We start from the raw sequence: 22,901 nt of genomic DNA, 5'->3' as shown, positions 1-22,901 counted from the left end.
CATGGCCGCGACAGTCTGGACCCTCGTCCGCGCGCAGCTCGCCCTGCTCGTACGCACTCCGCTCGCGCTGCTGGCCGTGCTCGCCCTGCCGTTCGCGGTGCTGTTCGCGCTGATGTTGTTCATCGGCTTCTCCTTCCCCACGCTGGAGTTCGGCGCCATGCCGGGGGTCAGGGTCATCGACCGGCTGCTGCCCGAGATGGCCGGCACGGTCGCCGCCGCGGCCGGGATCCTCGTGCTGACCCTGCACCTGTCCGAGATGCGGGACACCAGGCTGCTCGGGCGGCTGCGGCGCAGCCCCATGCGCGACGGGGCGTACATGACGGCGCAGGCGATCGTGGCCGTCGTGCTGGTCGCGGCGTCCACCGCGGTCTTCATGGCCGTCACCTTCATCGTCTACGGCCCGCCCCGCACCTGGCATCCGCTGAGCCTGGCGGCGGCGCTGCTGGCGGTGACGTACTGCTCGGTCAGCGCCGGCCTGCTGCTGGGCGGCATGCGGATGCCCCGCGCCGGCGCCAAGATCGCCGCGCCGCTCTGCTTCGGGCTGCTGTTCCTCTGCAGCGGAGTGGGCGTGCCCCGCGAGGGCTGGGAGGGTGTGGCGCCCTGGTTCTACCAGGTCACCACGGTCAACCCGCTGGCCCAGCTCAACGACTTCGTCTTCGGCGCCTACATCGGACGGCTGTCGGAAACCTGGCCGGCCGTGGCCGGGCTGGTCGCGGCCGCCGTCGTGGTCAACCTCGTGACCAGGCGCGTCTTCGACTGGGAAGGTACGAGATGAGAGCGGTCATCCTGGCCGTGGTCGCGCTCGCCCTGCTGACCGGCGGCTGCGCCCAGCGGGACGAGCGGCATCCTCTAGCGATCGCCATCGCCGGCACCCCCCACCAGCAGGCGGCGAACAAGCAGGCGGCGGCCAAGCCGTCGCAGGCCGCCACGGTCGACCCCGACGACGCGCTGCTGAAGGTCGCCCAGTGCCTGCGCGAGAACGGCATCGACGTGCCCGACCCCGGCTCGCCGGAGGACAAGACGTGGAAGTACACCGGGGACCAGGCGACGCTGCAGAAGGCGGTGAAGGCGTGCGAGGAGTTCACCTCGCAGATCCCCAACCCCTTCAACGACCCCAAGGCCAGGGACCAGGTCATCCAGTACGCCCGCTGCATGCGCGAGCACGGCATCGACATGCCCGACCCGCCGCAGGTCAACAACAAGCTCGACCCTAACGACCCCAAGCTGCAGAAGGCCGCGGAGACCTGCGCCAAGCTGCTGCCCGGCCAGGGGGGCACCCAGTGAACGGCCGTCTCAAAGGCGTCGTCGCCGCGCTGGGCACCGCGGTCGTCGGCAGCGCGGTCACCGCGGGCGGCGTGTTCGCCTCGGCGGCGCTGTTCGACACGGGCCCGCACGCGAAGGCGGAGCCCACGCCGACCGCGCGGCCGGTCTCCGCCGCCACCAAGGAGATCACCCGCGGTGACCTGGTGGACAAGGAGAGCGTGGACGGCAAGCTCACCTACGCCGACAGCCGCACGATCAAGTCCGCCGGGGCGGGGACGATCACCAGCCTCCCCGCCGAGGGCAAGGTCATCAAGCGCGGCAAGAGCCTCTACAGCGTGGACCGCCGCCCCCGTGTCCTCATGTACGGCAAGCTGCCCGCGTACCGGACGCTCGAAGACGGCGTGAAGCGCGGGCCGGACGTCAAGCAGCTCGAACAGAACCTGCGGACCCTCGGCTTCGCCCGCGGCGTGACCGTGGACACCCGCTTCACCGACGCGACAGAACGCGCCGTCCGGCGGTGGCAGAAGAAGAACGGGATGGAGCGGGACGGCGAGGTGACCCCGGCGGACGTCGTCTTCCTGCCCGAGTCGGTCCGCGTCGGCAGGACCAGCGTGGAAGTGGGTGACCAGGTCGGCTCCGTGCGGCCCATCCTGGATGTCACCTCCACCGACCGGCTCGTCCGCATCAACCTGGACGCCGACAAGCAGGACATCGCCAAGAAGGGCAGGAAGGTCACCGTCAAGATGGCCGACGGCAAGAGCGTCAAGGGCAAGATCACCCGCGTGGCGAAGGTGGCCAAGGTGGCCGACCGCTCCGGCAACCAGGAGAAGGGCGCCACCGTCGAGGTGGAGATCACGGTCTCCGCGAAGGCGGCGGGCTCGCTCGACGAGGCGCCGGTGACCGTGGAGCTCAACAGGCAGCGGGCCGAGAACGTGCTCACCGTGCCGGTCGAGGCCCTGCTGGCGCTGCCCGAGGGCGGCTACGGCATCGAGGTCGTCGAGCCGGCCGGGGCAAGGCGGGTGCAGGTGAAGACGGGGGCGTTCGGCAACGGCCGGGTCGAGGTGAGCGGTCCCGGGCTGACCGAGGGCATGAAGATCACGGTGTCCGGCCGATGAACATCCTGGAGATCCGCGGGGTCAGCAAGAGCTACGGCCGGGTGCACGCCCTGCGCGAGGTGAACCTGACCATCCGCGCGGGGGAGATGTTGTCCATCGTCGGCCCGTCCGGCTCGGGCAAGTCCACGCTCCTGCAGATCGCCGGCACCCTCGACCGCCCGACCTCCGGCTCCGTCCGCGTGGCCGGCCACGACATCAGCAGGTTGTCCGACAGCCAGCTCTCGGCGCTGCGCGCCCGCTACATCGGCTTCGTCTTCCAGCAGTTCCACCTGTCACCCGGCCTGACCGCGCTCGACAACGTCGCCGACGGCCTGCTCTACACCGGCCTGTCCAGGCGGCAGCGGAAGGAGCGCGCGGCGGCGGCGCTCGACCTGGTCGGACTGTCCCACCGCCTGGGGCACCGGCCGCACCAGCTGTCCGGCGGCCAGATGCAGCGCGTGGCGGTCGCCCGCGCGGTGGCCGGCCGGCCACCGCTGCTGCTCGCCGACGAGCCGACAGGCAACCTCGACTCCGAGGCGGGGGCCGAGGTGCTGTCGCTGTTCAGGACGCTGAACGCGCGGGGGATCAGCGTCGCGATCATCACGCACGACTCCGAAGTGGCCATGGCCTGCCCACGTCGCGTGCGCGTACGCGACGGGCGGGTCAGATCAGAGGTCTCATGACGGCGCTGCGCCCGGCCCGGCTGCGGCCGACGGACCTGGCCAGGATCGGCACCTCCGGCCTGCGGGCCAGGCCGGCCAGGGCGATCCTCGCCGCGCTCGGCATCGCGATCGGCATCGCCACCATGGTCACGGTCGTCGGCATCTCCGCCTCCAGCCAGGAGAAACTCCTGCGCCAGCTCGACGAGCTCGGCACCAACCTGCTCAGGGTCTCGCCCGGCGACAGCCTCTTCGGCGACTCGGTCAAACTGCCCGAGAACGCCGCCGCCATGGTCAAGCGCATAGACGGCGTCACCAACGCGGGCCAGACCGCCGACACCGGCACGACGGTGCGCCGCAACGACCTGATCCCCAGCGGCATCTCCCTGGGCATCACGGTGCAGGCCGCCGACCTCGACCTGCTCGCCACCCTCGACGGCCGGGTACGTCAGGGCACCTGGCTCAACGCCGCCACAGAACGCCAGCCCGTGGTGGTCCTCGGCTCGGTGGCCGCGGAACGGCTCGGCCTCCTGACCCCCAACGCCCAGGTGTGGATCGACAACCGGTGGTTCAGCGTCATCGGCGTGATGGACAAGACGCCGCTGGCCGAGGAGATCGAGCGGTCCGCGCTGATCGGCTTCCCGGCGGCCAAGGAGTATCTCAACCACGACGGCCACCCCACCACCGTGTACGAACGTTCGGCCGACGAGATGGTGGAGAGCGTACGCGCCGTGCTGGCCCGCACGGTCAGCCCCGAGAGCCCGAACGAGGCCAAGGTCAGCCGGCCGTCGGACGCGTTGAAGGCCAAGGCCGCCGCGGCGGGCGCGTTCACCGGGCTCATGCTCGGGCTCGGGGCGGTCGCCCTGCTCGTCGGCGGGGTCGGGGTGGCCAACACGATGGTGGTCGCCGTGCTGGAGCGGCGCAAGGAGATCGGCCTGCGCAGGTCGTTCGGCGCCACCCGGGGTCAGATCCGCGACCAGTTCCTGGTCGAGGCGCTGCTGCTGTCGCTGTTCGGCGGCGGGGCCGGGGTGCTGCTCGGCTCGGTGGCCACCTTCGTCTACGCGCAGCTCAACGGATTGCCGACGGTGGTCCCGATGTGGGCGCTGGGCGGCGGGCTTGGCATGACCGTGGTGATCGGCGCGCTGGCGGGAATCTACCCCGCGCTGCGCGCCGCCCGCGTCCCTCCGACCGTGGCGCTGACCTCCTAGCGGACGCACCCACTAAGCTCGACCGCCTCGAAGACGCATCCACTCAGCTCGACCTCCTAGCGGACGCACCCACCAAGCTCGACCGCCTCGAAGACGCGTTCGCTCAGCTCGTCCGTGGCGCTGACCTCCTGGAAGGCGCGCCACCTCAGTCCGGTTGTGGTGCTGATCTTCCAGGAGGCGCGGCTCGTCAGTCGGGGAGCTGGGGGGACTCGGGTGGCAGCGGCGCGCTGATCGCCTCGGCGGTCTCCCACTCGTCGAGGTTCATGAGCAGCAGCTCGAAGTAGTCGCGCAGCTTGCCGCGGTATTCCTGGCTCGCCGCCCGCAGCCGGGCGGCCTCCCGCTCCCTGCTCTCCCCCTCGGGAGATCTCTGTTCCTTGCTGAGGAGTTCGGAGCGCCGGTAGCGGGCGTCGTCGACCAGTTCTCTCGCGTACCGCTGGGCGTCCTGAATGTACTGGTCGGCGGTCTGCTGGGCCTGCGAGAGCAGGCTGGCCGCGTAGATGTGGGCCTCCTGCATCCGGCTGGCCACCGTCTGCGACTCCACGTGCACCTGCTGTTCCACCCGGCTGATCTCGGTCGTCTCCCGGCGCGGCGGCGCGACGGGCGCGGCGGGCTCCTCCTGGGGTGGTACGGGGATCGCGGAGGAGTCGGAGACGTAGCCGCGGAGCAGCTCGACCTCGGCCGCGAGCGCCTTCTTCTCCTGGGCGAGCCGGGTCAGTTCCTCCTCGACCCGGTCGAGCAGGCCGTTGACCTGATCCTCGTCGAGGCCGCGGCGGCCGAGCGGGGCGCGGCGGAAGACGACGGCGCGAAGTTGCGCGGGGCTGAGCCGTTCGGACGGACGGCCGTTCGGCGAGGCCGCCTGCGGCTCGTCCCACTGCGGCTCCTCCCACGAACCGCCGTCGTCGCCGGGCTCGGACCACCCCGTGCCGCCGTCCTGCTCCTGTGAATATGTCGCGTGGAACTGCTCCACCGGGTCATTCATGAAACGAACCTCTGTGACGGAGTGACCTTGCTCGCGAATCTTTCCAGGCGAATCCTGTTGTCGCTGAAACCATTTCCGCGCAGGATCTCGACCGTGCTGTCGACCATGGCGGGCGGGCCGCAGACGTAGGCGTCGTACGCGTCCCACCGGCCGTATCCGGCGATCACTTCGCTGACCGTTCCCGAGGCCGCGAGCTCCGGCTTGTGAACGTCCGACAGCGCCGCCCCGACGCTGAGCCAGGAATATTTCGCGGCCCACGTCCGCAGAATGTCGAAATCGTAGAGCCCGTCCGGCTCCCGGGCGCCGACGAACACCGAAACCCAGGGTGGCACCGGCAGCCGGGTCACGTGTTCGAGAATGGCTTTGATCGGCGCGAACCCGGTGCCGCCGGCGATCAGCAGAATATTCCGGCCGGTGTCGGGATTGAGGGTGAGCGTGCCGATCGGCGCGCCGAGGCGGATGATGTCACCCTCCTGGATCTCGCGAACGAGAGCCGCGCTCACCGCGCCATCCGCTTTTACGTGAAACTCAATGGTATTGTCCTGACGCGGAATATTCGCCATCGAATAATAACGCCAGAGATTCGGCCATCGAGACACCTCGACCGGCGCCGACTGCCCGGGTACGTAGGGGAACGGCGTGTCGACGAGCAGGCGCAGCACGGCCGTGTCGACGGCCCGGCGGTCATGGTTGATCACCTCTGCCGTCCACTGCGCGGGCCGCTTCAACGCGTCCTGCCGCGCGCCGTCCACCAGCACTTTTGTGAGCCCGAAGAGGAACTCGCGCCATTCGCGTTCGAGTCCTTCGTCCCAGACGTTGCCCGAGAAGCGGCGCATGGTGTTGACGACGCTGGCGCACCACTTCATGTAGTGCTCGTCCTGCACGCCCAGTTTCCGGTGGCTGCGCGCGAGCTGGTGAAGATAGGGCGTTATTTCCTGCAGGCCGTTCGCGTGTTCGACCGCGAACCCCAGGGCCTCCATGAGCCGATCACGCTGGTTGCGCATATTGACGGAAAACATCTCGCGGTAACCAGGAACGTGCAGGAAGAGGTCGGAGAATAAATACAGGGGCACGCTGTCGCCGTATTTGGAAACCAGCTCGAAGTTGTCTCTGAGTCGTGTGAAGCTCACACAATCCCCCCGTGCGGCAAGCATCGGGAATACTTGCTGATTCAGTCTAGACAAGACCTGTCAGAATGTCCATTGATCTGCTGGCGAAGCGCCTGATCGGCCTGGTGGGAGCGATGCGTAAAACCGGGCTGCGCGGAGCGACGGTTCCCCCATCGGAGCCACCCCCTGTCCGGTGGGACGGGTCCGCCGGAGCCGGCCGTCGGCCCTCGATCTCAAGGCGTGCCGAGGTGTGCCCGGCGCCCGTTTGAAGGCTCGATGACCTGTTTATGTCACCAGCTTGACGGGTGGCTAACGCGAACAGAAACGATCACTTCCTAGTCTGGATGGGATGGCAAACCTGAGGTGGGCCGCTTGGCCGGTGCTGCTCGCCGTCCTCATCGTGGCCGCCTGCGCCGCGGCCCTGTTCGGGATCGCGGTTCTGCTCGGCGGCGACGCGGGCGACGTGCCTGAGGGCGGCCGGATCTCAGCGTCGATCACCGGCTCGGGCTCGACCGCGCAGAAGGGCGCGATGGAAGCCTGGCGTGCCGAGTTCCATCGGATCCACCCCGACCTGCGGGTGGAGTACCTGGCCAACGGGTCCGGGCCCGGCATTCGCGATTTCATCGCGGGCGCCACCGCGTTCGCCGGTTCCGACGTGGCGATGCGGCCGGAGGAACATGCGCTGGCCGACCGGCGCTGCGGCAACAAGGCGGTGCACCTGCCCATGGTGGTCGGCCCCATAGCGCTGGCCTACAACCTGCCGTCCGTACCGGATCTGAAGCTCTCGCCCGCCACGCTGACCGGCATCTTCACCGGGCGGATCACCAGATGGGACGCCCGGGAGATCGCCGCTGAGAACGCCGGAGCGCAACTGCCGCACACCGCCATCCAGCCCGTCCACCGCTCGGGCGACTCGGGCACCACCCACAACTTCACCGCCTTCCTCAGGACGATGGGCGGCTGGCCATACCGGCCGGCCAGAACCTGGACGGGCGGCGGCCGGAGCGCCACGGACTCCACCGGCATCGCCCAGGTCGTCCAGTACGTCGAGGGCTCCATCGGATACGTGGAGTACGGGTTCGCCAGCAACGCCCGCCTGCACGTCGCCAAGGTGCGCAACGCCTCGGGCCGGTTCGTCGCGCTCTCGCCCCAGAGCGCCACCGAGACGCTGGAGGGCGCCCGGATGGTCGGCAGGACCGACGACCTGCTGGTGGAGTTCGACTACCGGACCAAATCCAAGGGCGCCTATCCCATCGTCCTGGTCACCTACGAGATCGTCTGCTCCAAGAACACCAACCCGCTGGTGCGCAGCTTCCTGAGCTACACCTCCAGCGACGCCGGCCAGTCCTACCTCCCCCTGTACGGCTACGCCCCGCTCCCGCAGGACATTCTCGCCCGCGTACGCGCCCGGCTCGGCGCCACCAGCTGAACGGACCGCCCCGGCACCGGGCTTGCTCGGCGCCGAGCGGTCCGGACGCCGAGCGGCGTTCTGCACGCCCGCCGGGCAGCGGCCCGGTCAGGGGCCGGAGCCGGTCAGCGCCCGTCGGGCCCCGGTCAGGGTCGGAAGCCGGTCAGTACCCGCTCGGCCTGCTCCATCATGTCCCTGACGATCCGCTCGGCGGGCTTGACGTCGTGGACCAGCCCGACGCCCTGGCCCATCAGCCAGGGCATCTCCTCCCAGTCGGCCTCCGTCTCCGGAACCGCCAGCAGCAGGCCGAACTTGCGGATCGCCGTCTCCTCTCCCTCGGCGACCGTACGGCCGACCTGTTCCAGGGAGTCGAGATCGGCCGGGATCTCCGCCGTCCGGTCGTCCCACTCCGACACCACGCGGTTGCGCTGGAGCCGCATCGGGTTGAAGCGCGGGAACTCCGGCCCGAAGATCGAGGTGAGCACCGCGTCGTCCCCCGTGGCGCCGACCAGCCGGCGGTGGTGCTCGGGATGGACGTGAGCCTCGCGCGAGGCGACCATCCTGGTCCCGACCCACACCCCGTCCGCCCCCAGGCAGAGGGCGGCGGCGACCTGCCGCCCGTCCGTGATCCCGCCCGCGGCCAGGACCATCGCGCGCTCGCCCACGGCGTCCACGACGGCGGGCACGTTGACCATGGTCGGCAGGCCGCCGTAGTTGTGCCCGCCGGCCTCCCAGCCCTGGGCGATGACGACGTCCGCCCCGTCGTCCACGGCGAGCCTGGCCGCGTCGGGGGAGCCGATCTGCTCCCATACCGACACCCCGGCCTCGTGCAGCGGCTTCAGCCGGTCCGCCGGCGGATGGCCCCAGTGGAACGAGACGATCGGCACCCGCTCCTCCGCGCACACCTCGACCTGCTCGGCGGTGCTGAAGAAGGTGATGAGGTTGACGTTGAACGGCGCCCCTCCGGTCCGGTCCCTGACCTCGCGGATAATCTCCCGGAGCCGGTCAGGGGGCATGAGCCCGGCTCCGATCGCGCCGATGCCGCCCGCGTTGGTGACCGCCGTCGCGAGATCGGGCGTCTCTCCCACGAACGCCATTCCGGCGCAGGCGAACGGGTACGGGTTGGCGTACTTCGCGGTAAGTCTGGTGGACAGCACGGACATGGCGGTGTCCTTCCCTCGGGACGCTCCGCCCATCGTGGTCCCTCCCGAGCGGAATGCCCATCCCTCTCCGGTCGTCCGCACTGGTGCCCCCGCTGATGGTCGTCGTATCTTGACGTGACCGGAACGCAGGCCGGCGACACCGGGCCTGGACCGGCAGCGTGGAAGGTGATCGCGTGTCCCAGCCCGGCACGGCCTCCGCCCCGGAGCGGACCCCCGCGTGGCGCTACGCGATCGGGATGTTCGGCACCTCCATCCCGATCAACATGATCAAGGGATCGATGATCCTCTTCTACGTCGACATCCTCGGGCTCGACGTTCGCGCCTACGGCGTGGTCATGGTGATCTACGCGGTCATCGACGCGCTCGACAACCCGCTGCTCGGCCACCTCTCCGACCGCACCAGAAGCCGGTTCGGCCGGCGCCGTCCTTGGCTGCTCGTCGGCGCGCCGCTGCTCTCGGCCTGCATGATCGCGTTCTTCTCCGCGCCGACCTCGCTGCGGGGCGTCGGCCTCGTGCTCTGGTTCGCGGTGTTCGCGATCCTGTGTGAGGCTTTCGACTCGATGCTCAACGCCAACTACGGCGCGCTGCTGCCCGAGCTCTACCCGCGCGAGCGCGACCGCGCCGTCGCCAACGGCCTGCGCCAGGGCTTCCAGCTCGTGGCGCTGGTGATCTCCCTCGCGGTCACCCCGTTGCTCACGACCCAGGTGTTCGGCACCGAGGAGTCCACCGAGGGCTTCCAGACCACCGCGATCATCTACGGCGCGATCGCGCTCGTCGTGATCGTGTTCATGGCGCTCGGCGCGCGCGAGCGTCCCCGCTACTCCACGCGCGAGCGGCCGCGGCTGCTGCCCAGCGTGTGGTCGATCGTGCGCAACCGGCTGTTCTGGACGGTCGGGCTCACCGGCGCCTGCTACGGGATCGCCATGGCGCTCGTGCTCTCCGGCATCCAGCTGTACGTCCGCTACTCGCTCGGCCTCCCGGTCGGGAACGCCCTCTACCTTCAGGGCATCGTCATCCTCGTCTCGGCCGGCGGCCTCATGGCGTGGACGCGCGTCGTCGCCCGCCGCGGCGCACTGTGGACCTGGCGGCTCGCCTTCGCGATCCTCGCGGCCGGCTTCGTGGCCCTGTTCTTCGCCACCGACCTCCTCACCGGGATCGCCGCGGGGGTGCTCCTCGGGGCCGGCTGGTCGGGCATGCTCGCGACGAACGACCTCATCGTCGCGCGGGTGCTGGACGCCGACGCGGCCCGCAACGGGGAGCACCGCGAAGGGCTCTTCCTGTCCGCGTTCGGCTTCTTCGCCCGGCTCAACGGGATCGTGACCGGGCTCGCGCTCACCTCGCTGGGTGTGTTCTTCGGCTACAACTCGGGCGACGACCCCGGCGCCGACCCCGGGCTCGCGTTCCGGGTGTACCTGTGCGTGTACCCGTTCGTGCTGACGGCGATCGGCGCGGTCGCGGCGCGCATGATCTCGGTCCCGATCGAGACGCCGCCCGAGGCGGATGAGCCGCCGTCACCTGGTCCCGCGTCACCCGGTCCCAGGGACGAGTCCGCGGTGGAGGGCCCCCGATGACCCGCCGCGTCGTGATCACGGCCGACGATCTCGGCAGGGAACCCGGGACGACGGAGGTCATCGCCGGACTGCTCGCCGAAGGGCATGTCAGCGCGACCACGCTCATCTGCGTCTCGCCGATCGCCGAGCAGGCCGCGAACCGGGTCCGGGAGCTCGGCGTGGTGCCGCGGCTGCACGTGACGCTCACGAGCGAGCGCGGGCTCCCGCGCTGGCGGCCGCTCAACGGCGCGGCGAGCCTCGTCGACCCGGACGGAACGCTCAGCGACGATCCGCTGGCCCTCGGAGCCCGCGGCGAGGCCCGGGACGTCATCGGGGAGGCGGAGGCGCAACTGCACTGGATGCGCGACCGAGGCCCCATGCCCGAGGCGGCCGACTCCCACGCCGGCACGCTCTACGGCCTGCACGGCCGATCGTGGCTCGCCGAGGCGCTCGACTGGTGCGCGCGCCACGGCCTGGCCTTCCGGCTGCCCCGTGACCCGGAGCCGTACTTCGGCGGGCCGCTCCCACCGCCGCTCGCGGCGGCGCACGAGCGCGCCGTCGCCCACGCCGACGCGCTCGGCGTGTCCATCCCGCAGACGATCGCGACCAACCGCCGCACGGCACACGAACTCGGCGCCTACGAGCGGCTGCGGGCGGACTACCTCCGCCGGCTCGCGGCCCTCCCCGAGGGCACCAGCGAGTTGTTCCTGCACCCGTCCCGCGAGGACGCGGTCACGGGACCGGACGGCATCGTGCGGACCTGGGAGGCGCGGCTGCTGCGCGACCCGGCGTGGCACGACGCCCTCGAACGTGAGGGTGTCGAGGTCGTCGCGGGCTGGTGGACCTGACCCATGAACTAGTCGCCGGTTTCCTTCCGTGCCGATGTCAAGAAGCTCTCGACCGCTCCGACCAACGGGCGAGAAGTCGAGAGAACGGAAATTACGGATATGCGAATCAACCGGGCATGGCTGGGACTGCTCCTCCTCATGGTGCCGACATTGGCCTGCTGCTGGTCGGGGTCGGGGTCGGGGTCGGCGTCGGCGGTGCGGGCGCCCTGCCGCTGGTGATGATCGGCATCACCGTGCTGGCACTGGGCACCGGCCCGCTGTTCGCGCTGGGCACCGGGCTGGTCATGGGGTCCGTACCGCCGCAGCGTGCCGGATCGGCGGCGTCGATGTCGGAGACCGGCAACTACTTCGGCGGCTCCCTCGGCTTCGCGCTGCTCGGTGTGATGGCCGCGGTGGTCTACCGCAGCGGGACGGACGGCACGTCCGACTCACTCGCCGGCGCGGTCGCCGCCGCCGGGCGTCTTCCCGCCGGCCAGGGCGCGGAGCTGCTGCACACGGCGCGGGAGGCGTTCACCGCCGCCCTCCACGTCACCGGCGTGGTCGCCGCGGTCATCTTCGCGGGGCTGGCCGTGCTGACGCTGACCATGCGCCCGGCGGCCCGGACCACCCAGGCCGCACTTCCCGACTACGAGACGGCCCGCTCATAGCCCGCAACCCGGTCGCCGGCGACCGGGATGGCAGGTTCGTCCAACGCGAAACCGCGCAGGGATTCACTGGGCCGGCCGCGTGCGAGTCGTGGTCCGGCCCAGTGAGCCTGGCCGTCAGGCGACGGTCACGCGGTCGATGTCGGGAGCCCAGCCCGTGGGGTTGGCGATGGTCAGGCTGTTGGACGAGCCCGAGTTGAGGGACAGGGTGGCGGTGACGGTTCCGACGGTGTTCCAGCCGCCGGTCGAGGGGGCGCTGACGGTGACGGGGGCGCCGCCGCCGGCCGCGATGGTGAAGGTGCGGGCCTCCGCCGTGGTGTAGGCGATGGTGATGGTCCTGGTCCCGCCGGTGCCGCCGGCGACGCCGTTGACCTTGAGGGTGTCGCCGTTGCCGATGTAGCCGACCTTGGCGCCGCCGGAGCAGGCCGTGCAGGCGGCGGTCACGGCGCCGCCGGTCAGGGTGTTGCCCGCGGCCTCCGCCTCGTACTGGGCCGCCGTGCCGCCGGTGCCGACGGTGACCGGGCCGAGGCCGAGCCAGCCGTCGGCGCCCTGGGTGGCGTTGGCGAAGCGGAGCTTCTTGGCGTTGGCGGAGACGGTTTCCAGCGGGTTCTTCACCCGCAGGACCCACTGGTAGCTCCCGTTGGGCACGCCGGAGAGGTTCACGCCGGTCTGGAAGTACTGCGGGTAGCCGTAGTCCCGGTAGGTCGGGTCCGAGCCCACGCCCCAGTCGGGGAACGCGCGGATCTTCAGCGGCATGACCGTGCGCAGGTCCCAGGGCGTGTCGAAGGTCTTGACCACGCTCCCGGCGCTGTTCTTCAGCCCGAGGGTGACCGTCCACGGGTAGTAGAACGGCGCCACGCCGTTGTTGCTGATCCGGACGCCCACGTTCGTGGTTCCGCTCGCGGTGTTCTTGAAGTAGGCGTTGCCGACGGTGAGGTCGTAGCCCATGAGCCGGACGGCCGCCGCGACGTTCGGGTCGCTCGGCGAGTAGCTCTGGCTCCCTTCGTTGATCTTCCAGGTGGTGTGCTCCAGCTCGATGCAGGCCTTCATGTCGTCCACCTGGCCGGAGCCGCCCGGCCAGGACACGAACGCCGAGGGCTGGATCTCGGGCCGCACCTCGCCGCCCATCGAGGCGGTGATCCACTTGTTCTCCGCGCCCGCGCTGAGTGCCCGCTGGAGCTGGGCCCAGCCGGCCCCGCCGAGCGACTGCGGCAGCGTGACGCCTGCTAGCGGCGAGCCCTCCCGGTAGCAGAAGGAGTCGTCGTGGTAGCCGATGTCCCGGTTCGTCGCCGCGCCCGCCGCCGCGTCGGGGTAGCGCAGCTCCAGCTTGGTCTTGCCGAAGGCGTTGTCGTACGCCTGAAGGATCTGCGCGGCGTGCGCGTCCGTCGGCATGTAGTTCGGGAGGCCGTCGGCGGTGTCGGTGTCGTACGGCCAGGTGTGCCACTCACCCCACAGCCCGATCAGGCCCAGGTGGATGAAGCCGATGCGGGGGTCGCCGTCGTAGCGGGCGCCGAACGCCGCGACGAAGCCGCTCAGCGCGCTGAGCAGGTAGGCGTTGTCGTAGTCGGGGCTCGTCGTGCCCCAGGAGCTGTTGGTCCGGTACGTGACGTGCCCGTCGAAGCAGTGCGGGATGGCGTTGCCCGGGTGGCTCCCGCTGCCGCCGGGATACTCCAGGTACAGCCGCACGGCCGCCTGGTTGCCGTACGAGGCGATCTCGTTGAGCGCGTCGTCGATGATCGACCAGTTGTACTTCGAGCAGTCGGCCGCGTCGGTCATCACCTCTGACAGGCCGAAATAGCTCCACGTGAGGGAGCGCGGGTAGCCGGTGTTCTGGTCACTCCCGGGCGAGTAGAAGCGGGCGAACCCCTTGAGCGGATTGTCCAGCGGCGAGGACGCGGACGCCAGCGGATGCGCCTGGAGCGCCGGGTCGGGTGAAGCGGGGGCCGAGGGCCGGGGCGGCACTCCGCCGGGGACCGGCGCGAGCGCCCACGCCTGGGCGGTGGGCAACAGGGCCAGCGCGACGGCGGCGAGGGCCGCGAGAACGGCCCGGTGAAGCCGCCGCGATGGCAGAACAAGGGCAGGCATGACTGAGGAACCTCCGAGATACGTGGACGGCCGAAGCCTGCCGCGGGCCGCTGAGGACCCGCCGCATGGGGGTTGACGTGGGACGGAATGGTTCGGGGGCGCTGCCGTACGCTCGCCAAGATATGAGGAGCTATTGACAAACTTCCGATGCCTTACATCATTATTCGGGAGTCACCCCGTGGCAAGAGGGCAATTTCACCGAGCGCCGAGGACGATGATGAGAACGATGCGGACCGCGGAACGGTCGCAGGTCGCCGAGCCGAGCGATGCCGGCGAACCCCGGCGAAGACGGACCCGGCCGCGTGACGATCGCCGGGCCGCGTGGATCTTCCTGATCCCCGCGCTCGCCGGTTTCGTGATCTTCTACGGCTACCCGACCGTCCGCGGGATCTGGTACTCCCTGACCGACTACAACCTGCTCACGGACCCCGCCTACGTCGGCGCGGACAACTACGCCCACCTCGCCACCGACCCGCAGTTCTGGCACTCGCTCGCGGTCACCCTCTACTACGTCGTGATCAACATCGGCTCACAGATGTTGCTCGGGCTGCTCCTGGCCGCGCTCATGCACCGCCTCACCCGGTCGGTGGTGCTCCGCGCGATGTTGCTGCTGCCGTGGCTGGTGCCGAACGTCACCGTCGGCCTGCTCTGGATGTGGCTCCTCGACGCCGACCTCGGCTTCGTCAACCACCTGATGAAGGCGCTCGGTCTCGGCACGGTCGGCTTCTTCGTCTCGCCCGACTGGGCCATGCCGACGATCGGAATGGTCAACACCTGGGCCTACACCGGCTACACCGCGCTCCTGCTGTACGCCGGCATGTTGCAGATCCCGCCGCACCTGTACGAGAGCGCCGCCATCGACGGCGCCGGCGAACCGCGCATGTTCCGCTCGATCACGCTGCCGATGTTGCGGCCCGTCCTCGCCCTGGTGCTGGTGGTGTCGCTGATCGGCTCGTTCCAGATCTTCGACACGGTCGCCGTGGCCGCGGGCGGCAGAGGCGCGACCAGCGCGATCAGAGTCATCTACTACTTCATCTACCAGCAGGCCTTCCAGTACTTCCACATGGGCTACGCCTCGGCGGCGGCACTCGTGCTCGCGCTCATCCTCGGCGTGCTCACGGTCGTGCAGATGCGGCTGCTGCGGGCCTCCCGCTCGGACCTGGCCTGAGGAGGCACACCACCTTGCGGCGCATCACCGACATCGGCCGGCTGCCGGCCTGGGTCACCCTGGCCGTGGCCCTCGTGCTCACCGTGTTCCCCTTCTACTGGATGGTCCGTACGGCGCTCACCCCGGCCGCCGACCTCTACGCCGACAGCGCCGCCCTGTTCCCGCGGCACCCGACGATGGTGAACTTCCTGCGCATCCTCGGGCTCACCAGCCAGGAGGAGGCCCGCGCGGCGGGCGGGTCAGGCGCGCGGATCGACTTCGCCCGCTACCTGCTCAACTCGGTCGTCTACAGCGGCCTGATCGCGACGTTGCAGACGTACTTCTGCGCGATGGCCGGGTACGCGTTCGCCCGGCTGCGCTTCCCCGGGCGCGAGTTCGTCTTCGGCGTCCTGATCGCCGCGCTCATGGTGCCGCCGATCTTCACGCTGCTGCCCAACTTCGTGCTGGTCAAGAACCTCGACCTGATCAACACCTTCGCCGGGATGGTGGCCCCGACGATCCTGATGACCCCGTTCGCGGTCTTCTTCCTGCGGCAGTTCTTCCTGTCCATCCCGCGCGACGTGGAGGAGGCGGCCCGGCTGGACGGCAACGGCCCGTGGGGCATCTTCTGGCGCATCGTGCTGCCGATGAGCCGCGGGCCGCTGATCACCATCGGGCTCACCACGACGGTCTGGGCGTGGAAGGACTACCTGTGGCCGCTGCTGGTCGGGCGCGAGGAGCAGACCCGCCTCCTCACCGTCGCGCTCGGCGTCTTCCTGCAGCAGTCGCCCAACACCCGCCCGGACTGGACCGGGCTCATGGCCGGCTCGACCCTCTCGGTCCTGCCGGTCCTGCTCGTGCTGATCTTCCTCGGCCGGCGGCTGGTCCAGTCGCTCAACTTCTCCGGCATCAAATAACCCCCCGTAAGAGAGGCATCGACCCATGAACACCACCAAGCGTGCGGGCCTGGCACTGCTGGCGCTGGCGCTCGCCGGCACGCTCGCCGCGTGCGGGTCAGGCGGCGACGCGCAGGACGACGCGGCCGGCGGCAACGTCACGATCGACTACTGGCTCTGGGACGACAACCAGCAGGCGTCCTACCAGGCCTGCGCCGATGCCTTTCACACGGCCAACCCGAACATCACCGTCAAGATCACCCAGACGGCGTGGGCCCAGTACTGGCAGAACCTCACCACCCAGCTCGCCGCCGGCCAGGCCCCGGACGTGTGGACCGACCACGGCTCCTACTACCCGCAGTTCGTCGGCAGCGGGCAGATCCTCGACATCCAGCCGTTCGCCGACCGGGACAAGGTGGACCTGACCCAGTACCAGGAGGGCCTGGCCGACCTGTGGGTGAAGGACGGCAAGCGGTTCGGCCTTCCCAAGGACTGGGACACCGTGGCGCTCGTCTACAACACCACGATGCTCGCCGACCAGAAGGTCAAGGCGGAGGAGATGGCCAACCTCACCTGGAACCCCGCCGACGGTGGCACGCTCCAGCAGGTCATCGCCAAGCTCACGGTCGACGAGAGCGGGCACAACGGCCTCGACCCGGCGTTCGACAAGAACAAGGTCAAGGTCTACGGCTTCCTGCCCGAGTGGGCGGACGGCTCCCAGGGACAGAACGGCTGGGGCGACCTGGCCGTGGCCAACGGATGGACCTACCTGGACAAGAACCCCTGGGGAACTCGGTACAAGTACGACGACCCCAAGCTCGCCCAGGTCATCGACTGGTTCAAGCAGCTCACCGACAAGGGGTACGCGCCGAAGTTCGACAAGCAGTCCACCCTGGGCAGGGACGCCGTGCTCAACGCCGGCAAGGGCGCGATGTCCTTCGCCGGGTCGTGGACGATCAACACCTTCCTCGGTGCCGCCGCCGAGCAGAAGTTCGCCCTCGCCCCGATGCCCCTCGGGCCGGTCGGCGCGCGCAAGACCGCCATCAACGGCCTGTCCGACGCGATCTTCGCCGGTACGCGGCATCAGGAGGAGGCCTGGAAGTGGGTCAAGTTCCTCGGCTCGGCCGACTGCCAGAACATCGTCGCGGGCAACGCCGTCGTCTTCCCCGCGATCAAGGCGGCGACCGACAAGGCCGCGGCCGCCCACGAGGCCAAGAGACATGACGTGAAGGCCTACCTCGACGCGACGAAGACCGAGGGCGGCACGTTCCTGCTGCCCATCACCGACCACGGCAACGAGGTGAGCCAGATCGTGCAGGATGCCATCCAGTCGATCGTCCTCGGCCAGATCGGCACCGCCGAAGGCCTGAAGCAGGCCAACGACCAGGTCAACGCGTTGTTCACCTGATCACACCGACGTACGGAGAAAGGAGCATTCATGCCGCTGCTCGTTGAGCTGGCAGGCCGTACCGTAGCCCTTGAGCCGACCGGTTCCGAGCCGCCCCAGAAGATCGAGGGCGGGGTCGTGCTGCCACCCGGCCGGGTGGCCGTGCTGCACGGCCTCGGCGACGCGCTGTTCTACCGGCACGGGCAGAACTCGTGGAGCCCGTGCGGCTGGCGGCGGCTGTCCGAGCCGCCGCTGCGCATCGCCGACCCGCGCCGCCGCGTCACCGCGGACGACACCGTATGGGACGACCCGTCCCGCCACCACTCCTCGGCCGTCGCCGCCCTGCAGGGCGACGACGGGCGGGTCCTGCTGCTCGGCGCGCTCGGCCTCGGCACCCCGCGCCTGGCCGCCGACCGCGACACGCTCGCCGGCTGGTACGAGGACGACGGGGCGCCGTGGTTCCTCGCGTACGGGGAAGAGGAGGAGGTCTTCGGCGCCTACACCCGCGCGCTCGCCGCCCGCCTCGGCAGCGGCGAACGGCGCGCGGGCAACGTCTGGTGCAGCTGGTACGCCTACTACGAGGGCATCACCGAGACGGGGCTGGCCAAGGACATCGTCGCGCTGAACGGGCTGCCCTTCGACGTGGTGCAGGTCGACGACGGCTGGGAGGAGATGGTCGGCGACTGGGAGCCGAACGCCAAGTTCCCGTCCGGGATGCGCGCGCTCGCCGGCCGGATCGCCGACGCCGGGCTGACCCCGGGGTTGTGGCTGGCTCCGTTCATCGTGCTGCCGGGCTCGCGCACCGCCCGCGAGCGGCCCGAACTGCTGCTGCGGGACGAGCGGGGCGAGCCCGTGGTCGCCGGCTACAACTGGGGGACCGGCTACTGGGCGCTGGACCTGTCCAGGGCCGACGCGCTCGACCACGTGGAGCGGCTCATCCACCGGGTCGTGCACGAGTGGGGCTTCGGCTACCTCAAGCTCGACTTCATCAACGCGGGCGCCGTCCCCGGCGTACGGCAGGGCGGGGCGGGACGTGAGCAGGTCTACCGCGAGGCGCTGGAGCTGATCCGGCGGACGGCGGGGGAGGAGGTGTACCTGCTGGGCAGCGGCGCGATCCTGCTGCCCTCGCTCGGCCTGCTCGACGGGCTGCGCAGCGGGCCTGACGTGGCGCCGATGTGGCAGAACTACGCCAGCGAGGACCCGTCCGACGCGATGGCGCGCAACGCCGTCGTCAACACGCTGCACCGGCTGTGGCACGCGCCGCTGGCCGAGGTCGACCCGGACGTCGTGTACTTCCGCAGCCGCCTCAACCTGCTCAGCGACCAGCAGCTCGGCTGGCTGCGCGACCTGGCCACGGTGTGCGGCTTCCGGGCGGTGTCCGACCCGCCCGGGTGGCTGCGCCCGGAGGAGCTGGCGGACATGACGGCGTACCTGTCGGCCAGGCCCGCCGTCGTGCGCAAGAGCCGGTACGTGTTCGCCGTCGACGGCCGTGAGGTGGACTTCGGCCCGGCCGTCGAACCCGACGGGCAGTGGTATCCGATCTCCTGACTTCGCATTACCCTTTCGTAAAGAGCGAAGCGTAATTAAGGAGACCAAGGGGGAGACGGTGACCGAGCAGCTCACGACCGGGACGGACGTGACCCGGATGCGGGAGCTCAACGCGCTCAGCATCGTCCGGGCACTGCGGGGCAACCCGCCGTCCACCGTCACGGAGCTGGCCGGCCGCACCGGATTGTCCAGGCCGGGCGCGGACGTCATCGTGCAGGGCCTGGTCGCCGACGGCTGGATCACCGTCGTGGAGCCCGACGGCAGCAGCGTCGTCGGGCGTCCCGCCCGCCGCTATCGGTTCAACGCCGGCACCGGGCACGTGCTCGGCGTCGACGTCGGCGCGCACAAGGTGCTGGCCATGCTCGCCGACCTGGACGGCACCGTCGCGTGGACCAGCCGGCTGCCGGTCGACCCCGGCGCGGACCCGGCGGCGAGGCTCGCCGTCGTCGACGCGGCCGTGGACGAGTGCCTGGCCGCGGCGAGCCTGCGCCCGGAGGAGCTCTGGGCGATCACCGTAGGGGTGACAGGGCCGGTCGACGCCAGTGGCCGCACCACGTTGTTCACGCCGCTGCCGGGGTGGGCCAGTGTGAAGCCGGCCGAGCACCTGGCCGCGCGCTTCTCCTGCCCGATCCAGGTGGAGAACGACTGCAAGCTGGCCGCGCTCGCCGAGCGCTGGCAAGGGGCGGCCAGCGACGCCGACGACATCGTCTACCTGCTGGCGGGCATGCGCACCGGCGCCGGGCTGATCGTCGACGGCACGCTGCGCCGCGGCTACGGCGGCGCCGCCGGCGAGATCGGCGCGCTGCGCGCCGTCCGCTGGCTCACCGCGCCCTCCCACCTGCAGAAGTGCGCCAGCCTGCCCGCGGGCATCGACACCGACGACGCGGCCGCCTGGGTGTTCGCCGCCGCCCGCGCCGGGGACAAGGCGGCCAGGACCGCCGTCCGCCGCTACACCCGCGACCTCGCAGTCGGCACCGCCGCACTGGTCCTCACCCTCGACCCGCAGGTCGTCATCTTCGGCGGCGGCTTCTCCCGCTCCGCCGATCTCATCCTCGACCAGCTGGCCCGCGAGCTGCGCCGCACCTGCCTGCGCGTCCCCGAGATCCGCGCCTCCACCCTCGGCGCCGAGAGCGTCGCCCTGGGCGCCCTGCGCCTGGCCCTCGACGAGGTGGACGCCCGCCTGTTCGGCGAGCGGCTGTCCACGCCGGTCGCCCCGCGCGCCTGACCGGATCTCTCAGTGGGGTGCCGTGAACTCGCCGCTGTTGGCCGCCCTGGCAGGTAGCAGCAGGGCGGTGACGACCACGGCCACGGACAACACCGCGCCGATGATGAAGGCCAGCCGCATGCCGCCGAGGGCGGCGAGCGCCTCGGTGGCTCCCGCGGACCGCAGGGCATCGGCCCGCACGCTCATCACGGTGATCGCGAACGCGGTGCCGAGGGCCGCCGCGACCTGCTGCAGCGTGCTCAGGATCGAGCTGCCGTGGGAGTAGAGCCGCGGGGGGACCGCTCCGAGCCCGAGGGTGAACACCGGGGTGAAGGTCGCGGCCAGGCTCACCATCAGCAGCGCGTGCAGGCCGAGGATCTGCCAGAAGGGCATGGTCATCGAGACCTGGGTGAAGCCGGTGAGCGCGAGCATGATCCCGATCGCGCCGGGGACGACCAGCACCCGGCCGCCGAACTTGTCGAACAGGCGGCCGACGACCGGACCGAGCAGGCCCATCGCGAGGCCGCCCGGCATCACCAGGAGCCCGGTCTCCAGGGCGCTGAGCCCGCGGACGCTCTGCAGGTAGAGCGGCAGCAGGATCATCGAGCCGAGCATCGCCATGAAGGCCACCGCCATCATGATCAGCGCGACCGTGTAGGTGCGGTGGCGCAGCGTGCGCAGGTCCAGCAGCGGCACGCCGCGCTTCTGCAACGCCAACTGGCGGAAGACGAAGACGGCGATGGTGACCAGCCCGGCCGCCACGATCGCGGCGGCGACGCGGACGTCACCGCCCTCGAACCGGCTGAGCCCGTAGACCAGGCCGCCGAAGCCGGCCGCGGCGCTCACCACGCTGAACCAGTCGATGGTGCCGGTGCGGGGCTCGCCGATGTTCTCGAGCTGCTTCAGGCCGCGCCACGTGATCACGGCGGCGATGGGGAGCACCACGGCGAACAGCAGGCGCCAGGACCCGAACTGGAGGATCACCCCGGAGACCGTCGGGCCCATCGCCGGCGCGACCGAGATGGCCAGGCTGACGTTGCCCATCACCCGGCCCCGGTCCTCCTCCGGCACCACCTGCATCAGCGTGGTCATCAGCAGCGGCATCATCACGGCCGTCCCGCACGCCTGGACGATGCGGGCGCCCAGCAGCACCTCGAACGACGGCGCGACGATGGCCAGCGCCGTGCCGAGCAGGAACAGGCCCATCGCGGTGGCGTAGGCGCTCCGGGTGGACACCCGCTGCAGGAACCACCCGGTGATCGGGATGACCGCGGCCATGGTCAGCATGAAGGCGGTCGAGAGCCACTGCGCGGTCTGCTCGGTGATGTTCAACGCGCCCATCAGCCGCGGGATCGCATTGATCATGATCGTCTCATTGAGGATGACCACGAACGTGGCCAGCACCAGCAGCCGGATCACGGGCGGGGTGCGACCCGGGGCGGCGGCCGCGGGCCTGGCGAGTGAGTCGGGCTGTGAGCTGGGCACGGCACCTCGATCGGGGTCGTCGGGCGAAACGCGGCTATCGCCGGCGTTCCGGCCTTCGGTCTCACAAGAAGTTGTGGTCATACACAGACTGACCGGCACCACTGACAGAACTCATCGACCGAACCCAACATTGCGGCAAGAGATGCGAAATGTCACCTGGTTTTCACCGGCGGTGAACAGGGCGAAGTGCCGCTAGGAGAACCAGTTGGCGCCGAGCTCCTGGATGGTCCTGCTGCCCCTGGGCACCAGCAGCGCCTCGCTCAGCACCTGGTTGACGCTCTTGGTGTCATTGACCATCGCGAACAGGAAGAACGAGCCGTTGTCCGCCGTACGGAAGCCGAAGACCGAGCCATGGCCGGCGAACGCGACGTACATCCCCTTGTTCACCGCGGGGAACGCCTTGCGGCTGTAGCTGTTCCTGGCCAGGCGGTAGCCGGAGTCGCCCTCCTTCTTCCGCTTGTTGTTCCAGAAGTTCAGGTACTCCTCGGCCACGGAGCCCGCCATGGCGTTGTCCATGTCGGTGATGTAACCGCCGGCGTCGAGCCGCGGCTTGGGCATCCGCTGTCCCCAGTGAATCGGGGCCGCGACGGCCAGCTTGAAGGACTTCCCGGGGGAGCGGAAGAACGCGAGCACGTGCGGGCGGGCATAACCCTTGGTGTCCTTGTAGGTCGCCTGCGCGATGAACCAGTCACCGATCGGCGGCTGCCGCTCCGGCCTGGGCAGGTAGACCGCCGGGGCGGCGGTCAGGTTGATCGGCTTGTGCTCCGTCTTCCACCCGAAGTCCTCGTGGTTGCGTTCGAGCACGCCCTCGTGCAGCGCCCCCTCGATGAACAGCGCGTCGAGCAGGGAGTTCTGCTTCCACCACTTGCGCTTCTTGAGCATCGCGTTGTACGCGCCCACCCACTTGCGCATGGCCTGCCCGGCCTGGGGGATGGTCAGCGCCGCCCTGGTCGCGGAGGGAGTGGGAGTGCTCGGCGACGGAGACGGTGACGTGGTCGGCGACGGGGTTTTCGACGTGGCTTTCGACGGGGCCGACGCCGGCGTGGGCAGGCGGAGCAGTCCGGGGATCGCACCGCAGCCGGACAGGATCAGGACAAGAGCCACGATCAGTGGCATTCCACGCACTGGAACCGACCTCCATCAAAGACACGACCGAAAGAGAACATATCGGACGCCCGGATACGGCTGCGCGGGTAAGGGCGAGCCAGGCGCCCTCGCCGTCGA

At 70.2% G+C, this 22,901-nt stretch carries 20 protein-coding genes; 14 read left to right on the top strand and 6 right to left on the bottom strand.

The features are described from left to right. Nucleotide 1: 1 nt before the first annotated feature. The 5 genes from ACFPZ3_RS28360 to ACFPZ3_RS28340 are packed head-to-tail and all read left to right on the top strand — an operon-like array spanning nucleotide 2 to nucleotide 4,224. Nucleotides 2-775, top strand: coding sequence for an ABC transporter permease (locus ACFPZ3_RS28360; RefSeq protein WP_379517293.1), 774 nt, complete (start codon nucleotides 2-4; stop codon nucleotides 773-775). Then, nucleotides 772-1,284 (top strand): hypothetical protein, encoded by a 513-nt coding sequence (locus ACFPZ3_RS28355; RefSeq protein ID WP_379517292.1) that lies wholly within the window; start codon nucleotides 772-774, stop codon nucleotides 1,282-1,284. The genes ACFPZ3_RS28360 and ACFPZ3_RS28355 overlap by 4 nt, the downstream gene beginning before the upstream one ends. Next, nucleotides 1,281-2,378 carry an efflux RND transporter periplasmic adaptor subunit gene (locus ACFPZ3_RS28350; protein WP_379517291.1) on the top strand — a complete coding sequence of 366 codons (1,098 nt, stop codon included), beginning with the start codon at nucleotides 1,281-1,283 and terminating at the stop codon, nucleotides 2,376-2,378. The genes ACFPZ3_RS28355 and ACFPZ3_RS28350 overlap by 4 nt, the downstream gene beginning before the upstream one ends. Then, nucleotides 2,375-3,040, top strand: a complete 666-nt coding sequence (locus tag ACFPZ3_RS28345; RefSeq protein ID WP_379517290.1) for an ABC transporter ATP-binding protein — start codon at nucleotides 2,375-2,377, stop codon at nucleotides 3,038-3,040. The genes ACFPZ3_RS28350 and ACFPZ3_RS28345 overlap by 4 nt, the downstream gene beginning before the upstream one ends. Next, a complete protein-coding gene (locus ACFPZ3_RS28340) occupies nucleotides 3,037-4,224 on the top strand; it encodes an ABC transporter permease (RefSeq protein WP_379517289.1) in 1,188 nt (395 codons plus the stop codon). Before ACFPZ3_RS28345 ends, ACFPZ3_RS28340 begins: the two co-directional genes overlap by 4 nt. 187 nt (nucleotides 4,225-4,411) lie before the next feature. On the opposite strand, the gene ACFPZ3_RS28335 is transcribed toward ACFPZ3_RS28340, so the two are convergent. Continuing rightward, nucleotides 4,412-5,203 carry a DivIVA domain-containing protein gene (locus ACFPZ3_RS28335; RefSeq protein WP_379517288.1) on the bottom strand — a complete coding sequence of 264 codons (792 nt, stop codon included), beginning with the start codon at nucleotides 5,201-5,203 and terminating at the stop codon, nucleotides 4,412-4,414. Next, a complete protein-coding gene (locus ACFPZ3_RS28330) occupies nucleotides 5,200-6,333 on the bottom strand; it encodes a globin domain-containing protein (protein WP_379517287.1) in 1,134 nt (377 codons plus the stop codon). The genes ACFPZ3_RS28335 and ACFPZ3_RS28330 overlap by 4 nt, the downstream gene beginning before the upstream one ends. A gap of 328 nt (nucleotides 6,334-6,661) precedes the next feature. Here ACFPZ3_RS28330 and pstS point away from each other — a divergent pair, with 328 nt between their 5' ends. Then, the gene (pstS, locus tag ACFPZ3_RS28325) at nucleotides 6,662-7,741 is read left to right on the top strand and encodes a phosphate ABC transporter substrate-binding protein PstS (RefSeq protein WP_379517286.1); all 1,080 of its coding nucleotides are present in this window, start codon (nucleotides 6,662-6,664) and stop codon (nucleotides 7,739-7,741) included. Between the two features lie 125 nt (nucleotides 7,742-7,866). Here the strand turns inward: pstS and ACFPZ3_RS28320 are convergent, their stop codons facing one another. Continuing rightward, on the bottom strand, nucleotides 7,867-8,883 hold the full coding sequence (locus ACFPZ3_RS28320; RefSeq protein ID WP_379517285.1) for an NAD(P)H-dependent flavin oxidoreductase: 1,017 nt from the start codon (nucleotides 8,881-8,883) through the stop codon (nucleotides 7,867-7,869). A gap of 173 nt (nucleotides 8,884-9,056) precedes the next feature. Between ACFPZ3_RS28320 and ACFPZ3_RS28315 the strand changes: the two genes are divergently transcribed. The 3 genes from ACFPZ3_RS28315 to ACFPZ3_RS28305 all read left to right on the top strand — a co-directional run bounded on the left by ACFPZ3_RS28315 (nucleotide 9,057) and on the right by ACFPZ3_RS28305 (nucleotide 11,928). Continuing rightward, complete coding sequence (locus tag ACFPZ3_RS28315) at nucleotides 9,057-10,454, top strand: MFS transporter (protein ID WP_379517284.1); 1,398 nt, start codon at nucleotides 9,057-9,059, stop codon at nucleotides 10,452-10,454. Next, nucleotides 10,451-11,281 carry a carbohydrate deacetylase gene (locus tag ACFPZ3_RS28310; protein ID WP_379517283.1) on the top strand — a complete coding sequence of 277 codons (831 nt, stop codon included), beginning with the start codon at nucleotides 10,451-10,453 and terminating at the stop codon, nucleotides 11,279-11,281. Before ACFPZ3_RS28315 ends, ACFPZ3_RS28310 begins: the two co-directional genes overlap by 4 nt. Before the next feature lie 116 nt (nucleotides 11,282-11,397). Beyond that, the gene (locus ACFPZ3_RS28305; protein WP_379517282.1) at nucleotides 11,398-11,928 is read left to right on the top strand and encodes an MFS transporter; all 531 of its coding nucleotides are present in this window, start codon (nucleotides 11,398-11,400) and stop codon (nucleotides 11,926-11,928) included. Between the two features lie 114 nt (nucleotides 11,929-12,042). Here the strand turns inward: ACFPZ3_RS28305 and ACFPZ3_RS28300 are convergent, their stop codons facing one another. Beyond that, complete coding sequence (locus ACFPZ3_RS28300) at nucleotides 12,043-14,010, bottom strand: carbohydrate-binding protein (protein ID WP_379517281.1); 1,968 nt, start codon at nucleotides 14,008-14,010, stop codon at nucleotides 12,043-12,045. 226 nt (nucleotides 14,011-14,236) lie between these two features. Here ACFPZ3_RS28300 and ACFPZ3_RS28295 point away from each other — a divergent pair, with 226 nt between their 5' ends. The 5 genes from ACFPZ3_RS28295 to ACFPZ3_RS28275 are packed head-to-tail and all read left to right on the top strand — an operon-like array spanning nucleotide 14,237 to nucleotide 20,213. Further along, nucleotides 14,237-15,178: a carbohydrate ABC transporter permease gene (locus ACFPZ3_RS28295; RefSeq protein WP_379517280.1), complete on the top strand. Its 942-nt coding sequence runs from the start codon at nucleotides 14,237-14,239 to the stop codon at nucleotides 15,176-15,178. 14 nt (nucleotides 15,179-15,192) lie between these two features. After that, nucleotides 15,193-16,074, top strand: coding sequence for a carbohydrate ABC transporter permease (locus tag ACFPZ3_RS28290; protein ID WP_379517279.1), 882 nt, complete (start codon nucleotides 15,193-15,195; stop codon nucleotides 16,072-16,074). 25 nt (nucleotides 16,075-16,099) lie between these two features. Further along, a complete protein-coding gene (locus ACFPZ3_RS28285; protein WP_379517278.1) occupies nucleotides 16,100-17,461 on the top strand; it encodes an ABC transporter substrate-binding protein in 1,362 nt (453 codons plus the stop codon). Nucleotides 17,462-17,491: 30 nt separating this feature from the next. Next, nucleotides 17,492-18,988 (top strand): glycoside hydrolase family 36 protein, encoded by a 1,497-nt coding sequence (locus tag ACFPZ3_RS28280; RefSeq protein ID WP_379517277.1) that lies wholly within the window; start codon nucleotides 17,492-17,494, stop codon nucleotides 18,986-18,988. Between the two features lie 58 nt (nucleotides 18,989-19,046). Then, complete coding sequence (locus ACFPZ3_RS28275; RefSeq protein WP_379517276.1) at nucleotides 19,047-20,213, top strand: ROK family transcriptional regulator; 1,167 nt, start codon at nucleotides 19,047-19,049, stop codon at nucleotides 20,211-20,213. A gap of 9 nt (nucleotides 20,214-20,222) precedes the next feature. Here the strand turns inward: ACFPZ3_RS28275 and ACFPZ3_RS28270 are convergent, their stop codons facing one another. After that, nucleotides 20,223-21,677: an MDR family MFS transporter gene (locus ACFPZ3_RS28270; protein ID WP_379517275.1), complete on the bottom strand. Its 1,455-nt coding sequence runs from the start codon at nucleotides 21,675-21,677 to the stop codon at nucleotides 20,223-20,225. Between the two features lie 192 nt (nucleotides 21,678-21,869). Next, entirely contained in the window at nucleotides 21,870-22,793 is a 924-nt protein-coding gene (locus ACFPZ3_RS28265) for a DUF8094 domain-containing protein (RefSeq protein WP_379517274.1), read from the bottom strand. Between the last annotated feature and the right edge of the window lie 108 nt (nucleotides 22,794-22,901).

The organism is Nonomuraea insulae (assembly GCF_042656245.1).
The sequence above is the reverse complement of the archived record's forward strand: the minus strand, read 5'-3'. Positions and strand labels throughout refer to the sequence as shown.